17 protein-coding genes are annotated in these 15128 nt (G+C 68.6%); 3 read left to right on the plus strand and 14 right to left on the minus strand.

The genetic code is table 11. The features are described from left to right. Nucleotides 1–39: 39 nt before the first annotated feature. Nucleotides 40–684: a DUF4136 domain-containing protein gene (locus FOZ76_RS03280; RefSeq protein ID WP_246129271.1), complete on the plus strand. Its 645-nt coding sequence runs from the start codon at nucleotides 40–42 to the stop codon at nucleotides 682–684. Between the two features lie 15 nt (nucleotides 685–699). On the opposite strand, the gene FOZ76_RS03285 is transcribed toward FOZ76_RS03280, so the two are convergent. The 4 genes from FOZ76_RS03285 to FOZ76_RS03300 form a co-directional block, all read right to left on the minus strand. Next, entirely contained in the window at nucleotides 700–1710 is a 1011-nt protein-coding gene (locus FOZ76_RS03285) for a porin (RefSeq protein ID WP_170235273.1), read from the minus strand. Between the two features lie 102 nt (nucleotides 1711–1812). Further along, nucleotides 1813–3171 (minus strand): cytosine deaminase, encoded by a 1359-nt coding sequence (locus FOZ76_RS03290; protein WP_143946698.1) that lies wholly within the window; start codon nucleotides 3169–3171, stop codon nucleotides 1813–1815. Between the two features lie 82 nt (nucleotides 3172–3253). After that, a complete protein-coding gene (locus FOZ76_RS03295) occupies nucleotides 3254–4291 on the minus strand; it encodes an ABC transporter substrate-binding protein (protein ID WP_143946699.1) in 1038 nt (345 codons plus the stop codon). 36 nt (nucleotides 4292–4327) lie between these two features. Further along, nucleotides 4328–5755, minus strand: a complete 1428-nt coding sequence (locus FOZ76_RS03300; protein ID WP_143946700.1) for an FAD-binding oxidoreductase — start codon at nucleotides 5753–5755, stop codon at nucleotides 4328–4330. Between the two features lie 191 nt (nucleotides 5756–5946). Between FOZ76_RS03300 and FOZ76_RS03305 the strand changes: the two genes are divergently transcribed. Continuing rightward, nucleotides 5947–6387, plus strand: a complete 441-nt coding sequence (locus FOZ76_RS03305) for a MarR family winged helix-turn-helix transcriptional regulator (RefSeq protein ID WP_246129272.1) — start codon at nucleotides 5947–5949, stop codon at nucleotides 6385–6387. Between the two features lie 241 nt (nucleotides 6388–6628). Here the strand turns inward: FOZ76_RS03305 and FOZ76_RS03310 are convergent, their stop codons facing one another. Then, the gene (locus FOZ76_RS03310; protein WP_143946702.1) at nucleotides 6629–7243 is read right to left on the minus strand and encodes an NAD(P)-dependent oxidoreductase; all 615 of its coding nucleotides are present in this window, start codon (nucleotides 7241–7243) and stop codon (nucleotides 6629–6631) included. Between the two features lie 148 nt (nucleotides 7244–7391). Here FOZ76_RS03310 and FOZ76_RS03315 point away from each other — a divergent pair, with 148 nt between their 5' ends. Further along, nucleotides 7392–7763, plus strand: coding sequence for a winged helix-turn-helix transcriptional regulator (locus FOZ76_RS03315; protein ID WP_143946703.1), 372 nt, complete (start codon nucleotides 7392–7394; stop codon nucleotides 7761–7763). Between the two features lie 87 nt (nucleotides 7764–7850). Here the strand turns inward: FOZ76_RS03315 and efp are convergent, their stop codons facing one another. From efp to FOZ76_RS27830, 9 genes are all read right to left on the minus strand, one after another. Beyond that, on the minus strand, nucleotides 7851–8408 hold the full coding sequence (gene efp, locus FOZ76_RS03320) for an elongation factor P (protein ID WP_143946704.1): 558 nt from the start codon (nucleotides 8406–8408) through the stop codon (nucleotides 7851–7853). A gap of 30 nt (nucleotides 8409–8438) precedes the next feature. Then, a complete protein-coding gene (gene earP, locus FOZ76_RS03325) occupies nucleotides 8439–9524 on the minus strand; it encodes an elongation factor P maturation arginine rhamnosyltransferase EarP (protein WP_143946705.1) in 1086 nt (361 codons plus the stop codon). Further along, complete coding sequence (gene pdxY / locus FOZ76_RS03330; RefSeq protein ID WP_143946706.1) at nucleotides 9524–10414, minus strand: pyridoxal kinase PdxY; 891 nt, start codon at nucleotides 10412–10414, stop codon at nucleotides 9524–9526. The genes earP and pdxY overlap by 1 nt, the downstream gene beginning before the upstream one ends. Beyond that, nucleotides 10411–11136 (minus strand): glutathione binding-like protein, encoded by a 726-nt coding sequence (locus FOZ76_RS03335; protein WP_143946707.1) that lies wholly within the window; start codon nucleotides 11134–11136, stop codon nucleotides 10411–10413. The genes pdxY and FOZ76_RS03335 overlap by 4 nt, the downstream gene beginning before the upstream one ends. 132 nt (nucleotides 11137–11268) lie before the next feature. After that, on the minus strand, nucleotides 11269–12075 hold the full coding sequence (hpaI, locus tag FOZ76_RS03340; RefSeq protein ID WP_143946708.1) for a 4-hydroxy-2-oxoheptanedioate aldolase: 807 nt from the start codon (nucleotides 12073–12075) through the stop codon (nucleotides 11269–11271). Between the two features lie 213 nt (nucleotides 12076–12288). Further along, the gene (gene hpaH, locus FOZ76_RS03345; RefSeq protein WP_143946709.1) at nucleotides 12289–13092 is read right to left on the minus strand and encodes a 2-oxo-hept-4-ene-1,7-dioate hydratase; all 804 of its coding nucleotides are present in this window, start codon (nucleotides 13090–13092) and stop codon (nucleotides 12289–12291) included. Between the two features lie 44 nt (nucleotides 13093–13136). Continuing rightward, entirely contained in the window at nucleotides 13137–13892 is a 756-nt protein-coding gene (locus tag FOZ76_RS03350) for a fumarylacetoacetate hydrolase family protein (RefSeq protein ID WP_143946710.1), read from the minus strand. Beyond that, a complete protein-coding gene (locus FOZ76_RS27825) occupies nucleotides 13889–14590 on the minus strand; it encodes a fumarylacetoacetate hydrolase family protein (protein WP_143946711.1) in 702 nt (233 codons plus the stop codon). Before FOZ76_RS27825 ends, FOZ76_RS03350 begins: the two co-directional genes overlap by 4 nt. A gap of 63 nt (nucleotides 14591–14653) precedes the next feature. Beyond that, nucleotides 14654–15055 (minus strand): 5-carboxymethyl-2-hydroxymuconate Delta-isomerase, encoded by a 402-nt coding sequence (locus FOZ76_RS27830; protein WP_143946712.1) that lies wholly within the window; start codon nucleotides 15053–15055, stop codon nucleotides 14654–14656. Nucleotides 15056–15128: the final 73 nt, after the last annotated feature.

Genomic DNA, 15128 nt, shown 5'->3' on the forward strand with positions numbered 1-15128 from the left:
CAATCAAGGTCCATCCCTACAGTTACGCGTTGCTGGCGCATGGCGGGCGCCGTCCTTCTCGCCTGCGCCGCGCTGGCCGGCTGCGCCACCACTGCCAGCCCCTTCGCCGCGCGCGTCACCGCATTCCAGCAATGGCCGGCCGACGCCGTCGGCCAGAGCTATCGTTTCGCGCGCCAGGCGGAGGCGGCGCAGGGTGCCGACGACCTGGAATACCGCAGCTACGAGGACATCATCCGTGCCAACCTGGGCGGCATCGGCCTGGTCGAGGCGCAGCCCTGGGACCGGCAGCCGCGCTTCACGGTCTCGTTCCGCTACGGGTCGGAGCCCTTCCAGACCTGGGCCGAAGTGGCGGCGCCACCGCCGCCGCCGATGATGGGCTACGGCTTCTACGGTCGCCGTGGCTGGGGGTGGGGCATGGGGATGGGCATGCCGTTCGGCGGCTGGGGCTGGGGTTACCCGGGCTATTCCGGCTACCAGGCGGTGCCCGTGACCGCCTATCGCAACATCCTGGAGGTCTCGATCCGCGACAGCCAGCGCGGCGGCGCCGAGGTGTACCAGGGGCGCGCGGTGCACGAAGGCCGTGCGGACGCGCTGCCCCAGACCATGTCCTATCTGGCGGCGTCGATTTTCTCGAACTTCCCGCAGAACAACGGCGAGACGCACACGGTGCGCATCCCGCGTTGAAGCCTGCGCGCCGTTTCAGAAAGCGTGGCGCATGCCCAGGGCGTAGGACATGCCCTGGCTCTCGTCGCTGATCTTGTCGCGCATCACCATCGCGTACAGATCGGTGCGCTTGGACAGCCGGTAGTCGTAGCCGACGGTGGCGACGTCGCGCCAATAGTCCTGGGCGCCGGTGACCCGGTCGCGGCTGTAAGAGACCAGCACGCTGCCCGGGCCCACGGGCGCGGACAGGCCCACCTGGCCGATCTTGTCGTGCGTGTCGGCGTTCAGCGAGCCCGTATCGCCTTCGCGGATGCTGGTGTAGGAGAGGAACACCTTGGCGACGCCGAAATCGTAGGCCGTGCCGATCTGCCAGGTGTTCTCCTCGCCCGTGGCGAATCCGCTCTTGACCTGCTGCGCGGCCACGCCGATCGAGAAGGCTCCTTCCCGGTACGAGAGGCCGCCGCCGACGTTGGTGCGGCCATTGGCATCGGTGCCCTTGGTGCCGTAGATCAACTCGCCCGACAGGCCGCCGAACTTGGGCGTGGAGTACGCGACGGCGCTGTTCCAGGCGGAGTCGCCGGACAGGGTGCCGGGCGAGAAGATGTTGCGGATGGCGGGCGAGAAACCGAACGAGCCGCCCAGCGGGTTGAAGAGCAGGGTATTGGTAAAGAGCGGCGTGCCGATGCGGCCCAGGCGCACGGTGCCCAGGCGCTCGCTGGCGAGCCCGGCATAAGCGGCGCGCGAGAACATCGTGTCACCGGGGTAGCGCCCCGATTCGCCGGTGTTCGCGCGCAGATAGCCTTCGAGGGCGAAGATCGCCTTCAGGTCCTGGCCCAGGTCTTCCTGGCCGGCGATGCCGAAGTAGCTGGTGGTCATACCGCCCGAGTTGACCTGGGACATGCGCTCGCCGCCGCTGGTTTTCATGGAGCCGACATACACGTCTATGATGCCGTAGAGGCGTACGGAGGATTGCGCGTGGGCCGTACCGGCGGCCAGAAAAGCGACGGTGATGCAGGGCAGAAGGCGAAGGTGCGACAGTGGAGTCATCGTGTCCTCGAGGCGGAGCGGACAAAGGGAACCTGACAGGCGTGCGCAAGGCATGCCGTCAGGAAGCGGGGAACGCGGTTTGCGGGCGGTGCGGCGGCGGGCTCAGGTCATGAGTTCGTCCAGGAGCCGGTAGTCGGGCAGGCGGGTATCGATGGCGCGCCCTTGGCGCAGCACCACCCGGTCGCTCTGGTGGCGCGCGAGCAGCTCGGAATAGTTGCGCGCGCGCAGCACGAGCAGGTCCGCGGGCAGGCCGGGCGCGAGCCGGCCGCGTTGCGGCAGGCCCATGATGTCCGCGGGCGTGCGGGTGGCGGCCTCGATCCAGTGGCCCAGGGGATGGTCCAGGTGCAGGATCTTCACCGCCTGGGTATAGGTATCGAGCATGTCGTGATCGCCGTAGGCATGGAACGGGTCGCGGCAGTTGTCGCCCGCGATCGCCACGCGCAGCCCGCGCGCCTTCATTTCGTGCAGCAGCGTGACGCCGCGCCAGCGCGGTGTGCGCGAGGCCGTGGGATCGCGGTCCTGCAGATACAGGTTGACGGTGGGCAGGCTGACAAAATCGATGCCGGCGCGCGCGCAGGCATCCAGGGTGCGGGCGATGCGCGCCTCGTCCTGCAGGGCGAGCGAGCAGCAGTGGCCGCACAGGATGCGGCCGGCAAAGCCGACCTCGGTGGCGATGCGGGCGACCTCGGCCAGGCTGAGCACGCGCGCGTCGCCGGTCTCGTCCACGTGCAGATCGGCGTCCAGGCCGCGTTCGGCGGCCAGCTCGAAGAAGCGCCGTATGGCCACGTCGAACTCGGGCTGCAGCGGCACGTTGGGCAGGCCCCGAAAGCGCGTCACGCAGCCCAACTGGCCGCCCGCGCGGGCCACCGTGTCGGCCAGTCGGCGTCCTTCGTCGGTCAGGAAGATGTCCAGCGGCGCGATCGACGACGCCTGCAGGTCGATGCGTCCTTGCCATGCCTCGCGCAGTTCCTGGAACACCGGAAAGGAGATGTCGGCCTGCGGCTGCAGGCAGTCCAGGTGCGTGCGGATGGCCAATACCCCATGCGCATAGGCGGTCTGCAGCCCGAACGACATGCGGGCGAGCAGGTCGTGCTCGCGCCAGCGCGCCGTGCGGTCCTCGCCGGTGGCCTGGGCCGCGCCGGCGCCGTCGCCGGTCGGGTTCGGCTTGCGCGGCCAGATGTGGCCCTTGTCGAGATGGGTGTGGCAATCGAGCAGGCCCGGCAGCACCATCGATTGGCGCAGGTCGGGCCCGCTGGCGGGTGCCGCGGTGCCGGCCGGCAGGATCGCCGCGATGCACCCGTCCTCGATCATCAGGTCGGCGTCGTGCAGATCGCCGTGCTCGAAAGTGGTGGCCACGGTCAAAGCCTGCGCCGTGGGCGTCGTCAGGCAGGCCGGGATGCGGACATGCCGCAATGCGTAGGCGGGGGCTTCGGGCACGGCAAAGAAAGTGTGGGCGCTCATGTCGGTGCCGGTGATACGTCAAGTTGGAAAGCGCCGCCGATGCGCAGCGGCGGCGAGGCGGAGCCGCGGGCGGCCACGGCGATCACGCGCCGACGCGCTTGTTGACGAAGTCCAGGGTGTAGCCCTGCCGGATGTCCACGCCGGGGCGGGCCACGCCGCTCTGCACGGCGCTGTCGTAGATTGCCTGCCACTGCGCGTGGCTCATCGCGCCCGGGCCGCCCGCCTGCACGTCGGGCGAGTCGAAGATCGCATGCTCGCGCATGGTCTCGAGCGCGTAGGCGATCTTCTCGTCGCTCGCGTCCGGGTTGCCCTCGCGGATCAGGGCGTTGCCGGGCGTGGGGTCGCCGTGCAGATAGCTGGCCCAGCCGCGCGCCGTGGCGTCGACGAAGCGCTGCACGACGTCGGGCTGCTCGCGCACCATGCTGGGCTTGGCCAGCGTGACGTTGCTGTAGGCCAGGTAGCCGTGCTCGGCCAGCATGTGCACCACCGGCTTGACGCCGCTGCGCGCCAGTTCGTAGGGTTCGCTGGTGATGAAGCCCTCCATCGACATGCGCGGATCGACCAGGAAGGGCGCCATGCTGTAGGTGTAGGGGCGGATCTGCTCGTCGGTGAAGCCGAACTTCGCCTTGAGCCAGGGCCAGTAGGTCTGGCGTCCCGCGGTGGAGACGAGCAGCGGGTCGCCCTTGAGCGAGGCCAGCTCGTCATGCCCCGAACCGGCGTGGGACAGCACCACGTTGAAGGCCTTCTGGCCGAAGGCCGCGACGGCGATTGCCGGCAGCCCCTGGCTCGCCAGGCTGAGCACGCGCATGCTGTCGCTGTCGGCGAAGTCGACGGCGCCCGCGAGGAAGATCTGCATGACGTTCAACTGCGGGCCGCCCGAGCGCAGCTCGACGTCCAGGCCGTATTCGCGGTACAGGCCGGTGGCCAGCGCCTGGTAGAGGCCGCCCTTGTCCGGCTGCGGCAGCCAGCCCGTCTGGTAGACGATGCGGGTCAGCCCCTGGGCGCGCGCGGCGCGCATGCCCCATGGGGTGGCCAGGACGGCGGCTGCCGAGGCGGCAGTCGTGAGCAGCCGGCGGCGAACCGGTGAATGCGATGCAAGGCGGGGCAGAAAGGGGCTCATCGGCGATCTCCTGGTGCGGGTTGGATGGTTGTGCCCTCAGGCGGAAACAGCGCCCGGCTCGCGCTGGGTGTCGCTGCCGTACTGCCAGCCGGTGGTCGGCAGCTCCAGCCCCGTCTCCGGACGCGCGCGCGATGCGTCCGCGTCGAACTTGCCCGGGTTCATCAGGCCATGCGGGTCCATGCTGCGTTTGAATTCCTCGTCGCGGGCGTCGGCGACCTTCATACCGTTGTCCTTGACCAGGAAAGTGTGGTTGTTGGCGACCATGGCGCCGTCCTGCACCATGCCGCGGATCACCTCGGCCACCTGGGCGTCGTCCACGAAGGCGTAATAGGGAGAGCCCTGAAAGGCGATGCGTCCGGCGTAGCGCTTGACTTCCAGGTGCATGCCGCCGAGGTCCTTGAAGCGGCGATGGCTGCGCTCCACCGCGGCGAGCAGGTCGGGATCGAGGTACAGCCCGATGTTGTTGACGATCTCCGGGCGGGTCTTGTTGACCTGCAGGCGTGCGTGCCCCCAGCCGAACTCCCACAGCGGGGCGCCATAGGGGCCTTCGCCTTCCCCGGCCTCGCTCGCGATCTCGCCCTGGAACGCGGCGGCCAGGTCGCGCAGGGCCTCCAGGCCCGGAGCGGCGACCATGCAGCGCACCATGCTCCAGCCGGGCTTTCCGTAGGCACGCATGGCCTGCATGTAGTCCCAGTTGGGAAAGTCGTCGATCGAGATCAGCTTCTTGACGATGCCGTCCGAAGCGGCAAGCTCGTAGGCGAACGCGGCCGCGCGCATGAACCCGGGAAAGTTCAGGACCACCTCGACCCACGCCCAGGCGGGCGCGAGCGGCATTTCCACTTCGGTGATGATGCCGTTGGTGCCGTAGGCGTGGTGCACCAGGTTGACATCGTCGCCGCGCAGCTCGACGACCCGCGGCGTTTGCTCGACCGACACGACGCGCAAGCCGAGAATGTTGCCCCGATCGCGCAGAATGCCGTAGCTGCAACTGCCGATGCCGGCGTGGCCCCCGCCGATGTAGCCGCCGATGGTGGCGGCGCGCCGGGTCGAGGAGTGCATGCGCAGCTCCCAGCCGGTAGCGCGGGTGGCGGTGTCGATGGCCAGCAGGCGGGCGCCGGCCTGCGCGCGAACCTTCTGCTCGCGGATCCACAGCACTTGCGAGAGCCCGCTCATGTCGACGATGGCGCCGCCGTGCAGGGGCACGCCCTGGCCCAGGTTGCAGGTGCCGGCGCCGCGCATCATGAGCGGCATGCGCGCCCTGGCGGCGGCGCTGGCGATGCGGATCACGTCGTCCTGGCTGCGCGGGCTGACGATCAGCTCGGCCGTCTTGCCGCTCGCTTCGCGGCGGATGATCGGGCTGAAGCTCATGGACATGTCCCGGCTGCGCCGCTGCACGGTGGCCGAATCGCGGATGACCGGGATGTCGCCCAGGTGCGAGATGAAACCTTCAATATCGTTTGCCATGTCGAGTTCCGCTGGAACGAGGGGGAGCGCGGCGTTGGCCGCGCGGCGCCGCGCCAGCGCGGCACGGATGGTGCGCGGCGCATTGCGCGGTCGGTACCCTGGAACCTTTAGCAACACCCATGCCAATAGGTAAAATTTCACGTAAAGTGGCGCAGCGGGCCCCTCCGATGCCACGCGACGGACACGACCTCATGGAACTCGAAGACCATCTCTTTTTCTTGTGTACACAAGTCGTCTACCGACGCAGCCGCGCCCTGCAGGAGGGCTTGAAGCCGCTGGGCCTGCTGGAAACCGAGTACCGGGTGCTGAGCGCGGTGCTGCGCAAGGGGCCGCTGACGATGATGGAGCTGGCGCAGTGGACGGCCTATGAACGCTCCCGCGTTACCTACATCCTGAACGCGATGGAGGCGCGAAAATGGGTCTTGCGCACCAGTTTGGAGAGCGATCGGCGTACTGTCGTGGTGCACATCACGCCGGCCGGCCGCGAGATCTTCGCGGCGGCCAAGGTCATCGTCGACGAGACCACCGAGACGATTCTGCGCAACAACACCGCCGAGGATCTCGATCGGCTGCGCTCGACCTTGAAGACCATGCGCCAGACGCTGCTGGACATGGAGGCGGGCAGGCGCTGAGGGCGGGATGGGAGTGTCGCCCGCCGAGGCTCGTACCCTGAAGGTATCACCCCGGCCGGCACACCCCTTACTGCGATTGCCGGACGGATGGCTACGAGATTTCCGTCAAAGCCGAAGGGCCGATGCCTGTCGCATTCCTGGATTTTCCGAGGTGTACCGCTTGATAACCTCGGTCCAGGAGACCTGTCAGGCGATCATGAGGGCATGGTGTGGACGAGATCAGGAATGGATGCGCGGCGACTCAGTAGCCGACGGTGAAACGCTGGCGGATGTGGGACGGCTTCTCCAGCTCGTCGACCAGCGCAATCGCGAAATCCTCGAACGAGATGCTGCTACCGGCCTCGGTCGACAGCAGTTGGTCCTTGCCGAGCCGGAACTTGGCCGTCCGCTCACCGGGCACGAACAGGGCGGAGGGAGAGATGAAAGTCCAGTCCAGGTCGTTCACGGAGTGCCTGAGCAGATCAAGGAACTCCGCGCCCTTGGTCGCTTCGTCTTTGTAGGCGGCCGGAAAGTCAGGCTGGTCGAGCAGGCGCTTGCCGGGAGCGATCTCCAGGCTGCCCGCACCGCCGACCACGATGTAGCGCTTGACGCCGCAGGCGCGGACAGCATCGACCAGCGTCTGTGCGTCGCTAGCCGTGAAGTGCACCGCACTCACCACGGCGTCGTGGCCACGCAGCGCTTGCGCCAGGGCGTCTTTGTCGAACACGTCTGCCTTGACGCGGGTGACGCCTGGCAGCGCCGCAATCTTCTCGGGGCTGCGCGCGATGCCCGTCACGATGTGACCGCGAACCGAGAGTTCCTTGAGGATGCGCGAGCCTGCTGCGCCCGATGCGCCGATGAGAGCCACCTTTGCCATGTCGATTCTCCTGTCTTGCGTTTCAATGGTCTACAAAATAGACTCAAGTCTAGGCACGGAGCGAAAGCCGTGCAAGAAGTCCTCAGAATGTGATTTGGTCACAGATCGCTGACCTTTGAATTCCGCATATCCATACCCGGAAATTGCCATGGCGTCCGATGCGTCGATCACCTTTGAGCAACCTTGTCCCATCCGCGATGTGCTGGACCGCATAGGTGACAAGTGGAGCCTGCTCGTGCTTGAAGCGCTGGAGCCCGAGGCCAAACGCTTCCACATCCTGATGCGCGAACTGGGCGACATTTCCAAGCAGATGCTCTCGCGCACGCTGCGCAAGCTCGAGCAGGACGGGTACGTCCATCGCACCGTATTCGCCGAGGTGCCGCCACGCGTGGAATACAAGCTTACGTCCCAGGGCCGCTCATTCCTCGAGCCCATGAAGAGCTTGGTCGCCTGGGCGGACAAACACCACGCGGGAATCGTGATGGCGAGGGATCGATTCACGGAAAGCGCACCGGCTTGAGGCTCAAATCGTGAAAAAAAACCCCTGCACCGGTCGGCCAGGGGTTTCGGGACGGCCGGCGCGGCGGCCGGCAGCCTGCTGCAGCGCTTACTTCGTGCGGCTGCGGTACTCGTTGGTGCGGGTGTCGATCTCGATCTTGTCGCCGATGTCGCAAAAGAGGGGTACCGGGATCTCGAAGCCCGTGTTGAGCTTGGCGGGCTTGAGCACCTTGCCCGAGGTGTCGCCACGCACGGCGGGCTCGGTGTAGATGATCTCGCGCACCACGGTGGTCGGCATGTCGACGGAGATCGCGCGGCCTTCATAGAAGACCACTTCCACTTCCATGCCTTCCTCGAGGTAGTTGAGGGCGTCGCCCATGCTCTCGGCTTCGACTTCGTACTGGTTGTACTCGGTGTCCATGAAAACATACATGGGGTCGGCGAAGTAGGAGTAGGTGCACTCCTTGCGCTCGAGCACGAGCACTTCGAACTTCTCGTCGGCTTTGAAGACCGTCTCGGAACCGGAGCCGGTGAGAAGGTTCTTCATCTTGGCCTTGACCACGGCCGCGTTGCGGCCGGACTTGTTGTACTCGGCCTTTTGCACGACGAGGGGCTCGCCGCTCACCATGATGACGTTGCCGGTGCGCAGTTCCTGAGCAGTTTTCACGCTGAAATCCTGGGCGAAAATAGGGTTAATCTACGATTTTAACCTGTCGCCGCAGAACTTTGCCAGCGCGTCGGCAAGTTCCGGGCCTGCGGCCAGCGTATCGGCCCAGGCCCGGGCGTCGCGCTGCGACTGGGCCTGGGCCGCGGGTGCGAGCCAGGCCGCGAGGTCGGCCGCGGCCCCGGGGCCGCCGCGATTCCAGGCGAACTGCGCGGCGCGTGCGGCGGGCGAGGCGTTCGCGGCGTCCAGCCAGGCGGCGAGTTTGTCCAGGTGCACGTCGTCGTCCTGGCGATAGATGTGCCAGAGCAGCGGGCGGCCAGCCCATTGCGCCCGCACGAAGGAATCCTCGCCGCGCACCGCGTTCAGCCGGGCAGCCCAGAGCAGCGGGTCGTAGTCGGCCTGCGGCAGGAACGGCACGCGCACGATCGGCAGCCCGTGCGCCTGGCCGGCAAGCCCGGGCATGGCGTCGCCGGTCACGGCCAGGGCCCACGGCTGGCCCGTGCCGCGCAGCGAGGCAAGCAGCGCCCGGGCCGGAGCGTCGGGATAGCAGAACAGCGTGGCGAGCGCGCGCGCGCCGTGGCCGATCTCGCCGGCCAGCGCAGCGGGCAGGCCCGCCTGCTCCTGCAGGTAGCGCGCGATGGCCTGCGGATCGGCCTGGAACGCGTCGCGGCGCGCGAGCAGGCCGGGTTCGCGCAGCAGGCCGCCGGTGCGGGCCGTGAAGCCGGGGAAGAAGAAATACTTGGTCCTGCCGCCCAGTTGGGGCGAAGGCAGGCCGTGGTGGCTCTCGACCCACGGCTCGGCGCTCAGGTACTCCAGGTTCAGCCAGACGCCCTCGGGCCGGATGCGCGCGACGAAGGCCGGTGGTGGGTCGCAGGCAAAGGCTTCGATCACGATGTCCCCCGGTGCCAGGTCGGGCGGCGTGGCCGACCACGCCACGATCTGCACGCCGTCGGCCGCAGCGCCGCAGGCGATGCGGGCGAGCTTTTCAGGCGCGTCCACCCAGAGGCGCACCGACCACCCATGGCCATCGGCGAGCCGGCGCGCCAGGCGCCAGCACACGCCCACGTCGCCGTAATTGTCGATGACCCGGCAGAAGATGTCGCAGCGCGGTTGCGGCATCAGCCCAGGGGCACGGCGGTGAAGCGCGCGGTCGGCGCGACGATCTCCTGGCGCGCCGCCACCAGGGGCAGGTCGCGCCCGCCCGGCGGCACCTGGCCGACCAGGCCGTACAGGCAGGAGACGGCGTGCTCGAGCGCGCGCGGGACGTCGTGGCCGGTGAGCAGGCGCCCGAGCAGGACGGCGGAGAAGACGTCGCCCATGCCGTTGGGCATGGGCTCGGTCGGCAGCAGCGGTGTTTCGACTACCCAGGCCTGGCCCGGGCTCACCGCCAGTGTGGCCAGGTGCTCGGTCGGAAGGTCGGGCGTGCGCAGGCTGGTCACGACGATGAGTTCGGGGCCGGGACGACCGCGCGCGCTGCGCAGCAGGCCGCGCGCCACCTGGGCGGCCTCGGCCACGGAGGACAGGCGCGTGCCCGACAGCCACTCGAACTCGAACTGGTTGGGCGTGATGACATCGGCCGCGGGCACGGCGCGATCGCGCAGGAACTCCGGGATGCCGGGACGCACGAAGATGCCGCGCCCGGTATCGCCCATCACCGGATCGCACACGTAGCGCACGCCCGGGCGCGTCTGCCGGATGCGCGCCACCGCCTCGAGGATGACGTCGCCGGTGGCCGCATCGCCGAGGTAGCCCGAGAGCACCGCGTCGATCCGGCCGAGCACGCCGCGCGCGTCCAGCCCGTCGAGCAGGTCGCGCACATGGGCGGCCGGGAAGACCTGGCCCTTGAACTCGCCATAGCCCGTGTGGTTGGAGAACTGCACGGTGTGGATCGCCAGCGCCTCCACGCCGAGCAACTGCAAGGGCAGCACGGCGGCCGTGTTGCCTACGTGGCCCAGGGCGACATGGGACTGGATGCTGAGGGCGAGCGGCGTCTGGGCTGCGCTGCTCATCGCCTGGCGTATTGGGTCGCGCCGAACATGGCCTCGCGCGCCTTGGCGTCGTTCTCGACCGGCTTGCGGGCGTCGGCCAGGATCTGCATGCCGCGCTGTACCGCCGGCCGCGCCGCGATGGCGTCGAACCAGCGCTTCAGGTCGGGATACTCGGCAAGGTCGATGCCCTGGCGCTCGTGCGGAACCAGCCACGGGTAGGTCGCGATGTCGGCGATGCTGTAGAAACCGCCCGCCAGGTATTCCGTGTCGCGCAGGCGCTTGTCGATCACGCCGTAGAGGCGCTTGGCCTCGTTGGTGTAGCGCTCGATGGCGTAGGTCAGCTTCTCGGGCGCATAGACCCGGAAGTGGTGATTCTGGCCGAGCATGGGGCCGACGCCGCCCATCTGGAACATCAGCCACTGCAGCACGGTGTAGCGCTCGGCGTCGGTGCTGCCCAGGAACTGCCCGGTCTTGCCGGCCAGGTAGAGCAGGATCGCGCCCGACTCGAACACCGGGAACGGCTTGCCCTCGGGCCCGTTGGGATCGAGGATGGCCGGGATCTTGTTGTTGGGACTGATGGCGAGGAACTCGGGCTTGAACTGGTCGCCCTGACCGATGTTCACCGGGTGAATGGTGTAGGGCAGGCCCAGTTCCTCGAGCAGGATGTGGACCTTCTGGCCGTTGGGCGTGGGCCAGGAATGTACTTCGATGGGAGCGGACGGGCGGGATCTGCGAGTGGCCATGGCGGGCGCGAGGCAAAGGGTGGATTGAGCCGGAAAGTTTACCCCTGCCCGCGGCGCCCGTGTGTGCCTTCGTATGTCCTTCGTATGACGCGCGCGCCCGCCTGTGCGATGCAGCCCTGGCCGGCGCTGCCGTCAGTACGGGCCGCTGCCGGTGCGCGGCGCGGCCGCGGCGTCGCGGTAGCTGGCGGCGAGCTGGTCGCTCGCACGGGCGAGCAGCGAGGCGTCGGTACCGACCGCGACGAACAGCGCGCCCAGCGAGAGCCAGTGCCGGCACAGCGTCGGGTCGGCGTGCAGGATGCCCGGCGCCTTGCCGGCCTTGGCGATGCGCCGGACGGCGTCGTCGATGGCGTCCTGGACTTCGGGATGGCCCGGGTTGCCCATGTAGCCCATGTTGGCCGAGAGGTCGGCCGGGCCGATGAACACGCCGTCCACGTCGGGTACGGCGAGAATGTCGTCCAGGGCCTCGAGGCCCGCCACGGTCTCGATCTGCACCAGGGTGCAGACTTCGTCATTGGCGCGATGCAGGTAGTCGGGGATGCGGTTCCAGCGCGAGGCGCGGGCGAGCGCGCTGCCCACGCCGCGGATGCCGGCGGGCGGGTAGCGCATGGCCGCGCACGCGGCGCCGGCTTCCTCTCCCGACTGCACCATGGGTACGAGCAGGGTCTGCACGCCGGTGTCCAGCAGTTGCTTGATGAACACCGAGTCGTTCCAGGGCGGCCGCACGATCGGGTGGCTGCCCGGATAGGCCGCGACCGACTGCAGTTGTTGCAGCACGGTGCTCAGCGTGTTGGGCGAATGCTCGCCGTCGATGAGCAGCCAGTCGAAGCCCGCACCCGCGCAGATCTCGGCGGTGTAGGGGTTGGCCAGGCCGACCCACAGGCCGATCTGGGGCTGGCGCTCGCGCAGTGCGCGTTTGAAGCGATTGGTGAGGATGTCCATGGATGCGTATCGGTTGGAAGGCGAAAGAGGGGGTTGGTTTGCGACACTACCGCGATGCGCGGCACCCAGCAAATTTATCCAAGACGCTGCCCACACCCAGACCTGTGAAATGGCGCGGCTGCCATCCAGGGCACAGCGGATCCGGCTTTGCCGGTCCGCCAGTGCCGCCCCCTTGAGGGCGCGCGCGTTAGCGCGTAGGGGGTGGGCTTCATCTCACACGAAGCGGCAGCTCACCACGCCCAGCGGGCCGTAGTCGCAATGGAAGGTGTCGCCCGCGCGGGCCGGGACGGGGCGCGTGAACGATCCGCCCAGGATGATCTCGCCCGCCTGCAGCGTCACGTCGTGCGGCGCGAGCTTGTTGGCGAGCCAGGCCACGCCGTTGGCGGGATGGTTGAGCACGCCCGCGGCCACGCCGGTCTCCTCGATCACCGCATTGCGCGACAGGATGGCCGAGACCCAGCGCCAGTCGAACTCGCCGATGCGCGCCGGGCGCCCGCCCATGACCACGGCCGCGTTGGCTGCGTTGTCCGAGATGGTGTCGAACACCTTGCGCGGGCGTCCGGACTCGGGATCGACGGATTGCGAGCGCGCGTCGATGATCTCCAATGCCGGGATGACGTAGTCCACGGCGTCGTAGACGTCGAACAGGGTCACGCCCGGGCCGCGCAGCGGCTTGCCGAGCACGAAAGCCAGCTCCACCTCGACGCGGGGCACGATGAAGCGATCGGCCGGCAGCTCGCCGCCGTCCGCGTAGAACATGTCGTCGAGCAGCGTGCCGAAGTCCGGCTCGTCGATGTTGGAGGACTGCTGCATGGCGCGCGACGTGAGGCCGATCTTGTGGCCCTTCACCGTACGGCCCTCGGCGAGCTTGAGCTGCACCCACGCGTGCTGCACGGCGTAGGCGTTCTCGATGGTGATCTCGGGGTGGTCCAGCGAGACCTGGCGGATCTGGCTGCGGGTGCGTTCGGCTTCGTGCAGGCGGCGCGCGATCGTCTGGATGGTGTCGGGATTCAGCATGGTTGTCTATAAGAGTGTGTGGCCGTCGGTCGGGCCGGGCGATCTCACGCGGTGCGCGCGTCGGACACAAGCGTATTGACCAGGCGTCCGATGCCTTCGATCTCGGTGACGACTTCATCGCCCGCGACCACGTTGACCACTCCGTCGGGTGTCCCGGTGAGGATGATGTCGCCCGGGGCGAGCGTCATGAAGCTGCTGTAGTAGGCGATCAGGGCCGGGATGCCGAACACCATGTCGCGCGTGTTGCCGCTCTGTGTCTCGCGCCCGTTGACCAGGGTGCGCAGGTTCAGGTTCATCGGGTCGGGTACGTCGTCGCGCTCGACGAACCAGGGGCCCAGCGGCGTGCAGGTGTCGCGGCTCTTGACGCGCAGGTTGGGGCGGTACCAGTTCTCCAGGTAGTCGCGGATGGCATAGTCGTTGGCCACCGTGTAGCCTGCGACCACGTCGTAGGCGCGCTCGGCGGGCACGTTGCGCGCCGTGGCGCCGATCACCACCGCAAGCTCGCACTCGTAATGCATGAAGGCGGCGTCGGCCGGGCGCACGGTGTGCGCCCGATGGCCGGTCACCGTGTTGGCTGCCTTGAGAAAGCCGAGCGGCTCCTCCGGCGCCTTGAAGGCCAGCTCCTTGGCATGATCGGCGTAGTTGATGGCCATGGTGAAGAGGGTGCGCGGTTCGATCGGCGGCAGCCACTGCACCTGGGCCTCGTCGAGCACGCGCCCGTCGGGCAGGGCGACGCGGCCGTCGCCGGCTTCGGTGACGAGATGGGTCTTGCCGTCGTGGATGACGCGGGCGTGCTTCATGCGCGGGCCTCCTGGGCATGCACGAGGGGAAAGGCAAGGGCGCCGACGCGCTCGATCTCGATCTCGACGCGCTGGCCGGCGCGGGCCCGGGGCGCGCCGTGCGGCACGCCGAGCAGCAGCAGGTCGCCGCGATCCAGGGTCATGAAAGCGCTCACGTCGACGATGGCCTGGGCGAGGCTGCGCACCTGGCCGGCCGTGCTCGCCTGCAGGGCGGCGGTGCCGTCGATGCGTACGGCGATGGCCAGTGCGTCGGGATCGCCCACGTCGGCCAGGCCGGCCAGCCGGCTACCGATGGGGCAGAAACCGTCGCGGCACTTCTGCTTGATCGGCGGGCGGTAGTAGCTGTCGTGCGGGGCGTAGAGGTCGGCTACCACGCGCAGGCCGGCCACACCGTCCAGCGCATTGGCGAGCGTGGCGCCGCGCACCGGCCGGGCGAATTCCACCGCCAGGCAGGCGCCGACCACGACCTCGGGCACGTCGGCGTCCAGCGCCACCGGCGCGCCGTCGCGGGCATAGGTGTTGGCCGGCTTGACGTAGAGCACCGGGGCCCGCGGCGGCGCCTTGTAGGGCGCGGCATGCACGGCGTCGCCCAGGGCGGCGAGGCCCTTGCGGTCGTTCAGCAAGAGGCCGAGGACGCTGCGCGGCCAGCCGGTGGCGGGCGGTGCGGCGAGTTCGGCATAGGTGGCGAGTGGGGGCATCGTGTCTCCTGATCCATGGGGCGCGCCGGGCGCGCCCCGCGTGTGGCGGGCCTGGTGGACGCGTCAGCGGGCGGCGGCGCGCTCGGCCAGGTATTCCCGGTAGTTGCTGTGCTTGTAGTTGAGCGTGGGATGGGCCTCGTCCACCTGCAGGCTCAGGCCGAGCGGGCGCTGTGCCATGATGGGCGCGAACGCCTTGCGCAGGGTGGCGAACACGCGCTGGCCGAGCGCGTCGCGTTCAGCCTCGCTGCGCCCGTGCCCGACGCGCAGCAGCACGTGGACGAAGGCGTTGTCCGGGTGGCCGTCGGCGATGCGGTAATCCTGCACCGGCACCGCGCGGGTGCGCGCACCGGCCAGCGGGAAGACGCTGCCATCGCCGACCGCCGCCGCCTGTACCTCGGCCATCACGGCGGGCAGGTCGATCGACGGCGCCAGGTTGGCGGAATATTCGATCCAGATATGCGGCATGTCGTCCTCCGTGTGGTCACGCTGGCGGGTGGCAAATAGTTATCATGTTAATGATATAGGGATGCAGCCGGCG

This window comes from Verticiella sediminum (genome assembly GCF_007558815.1).
Lineage (GTDB): Bacteria > Pseudomonadota > Gammaproteobacteria > Burkholderiales > Burkholderiaceae_B > Verticiella > Verticiella sediminum.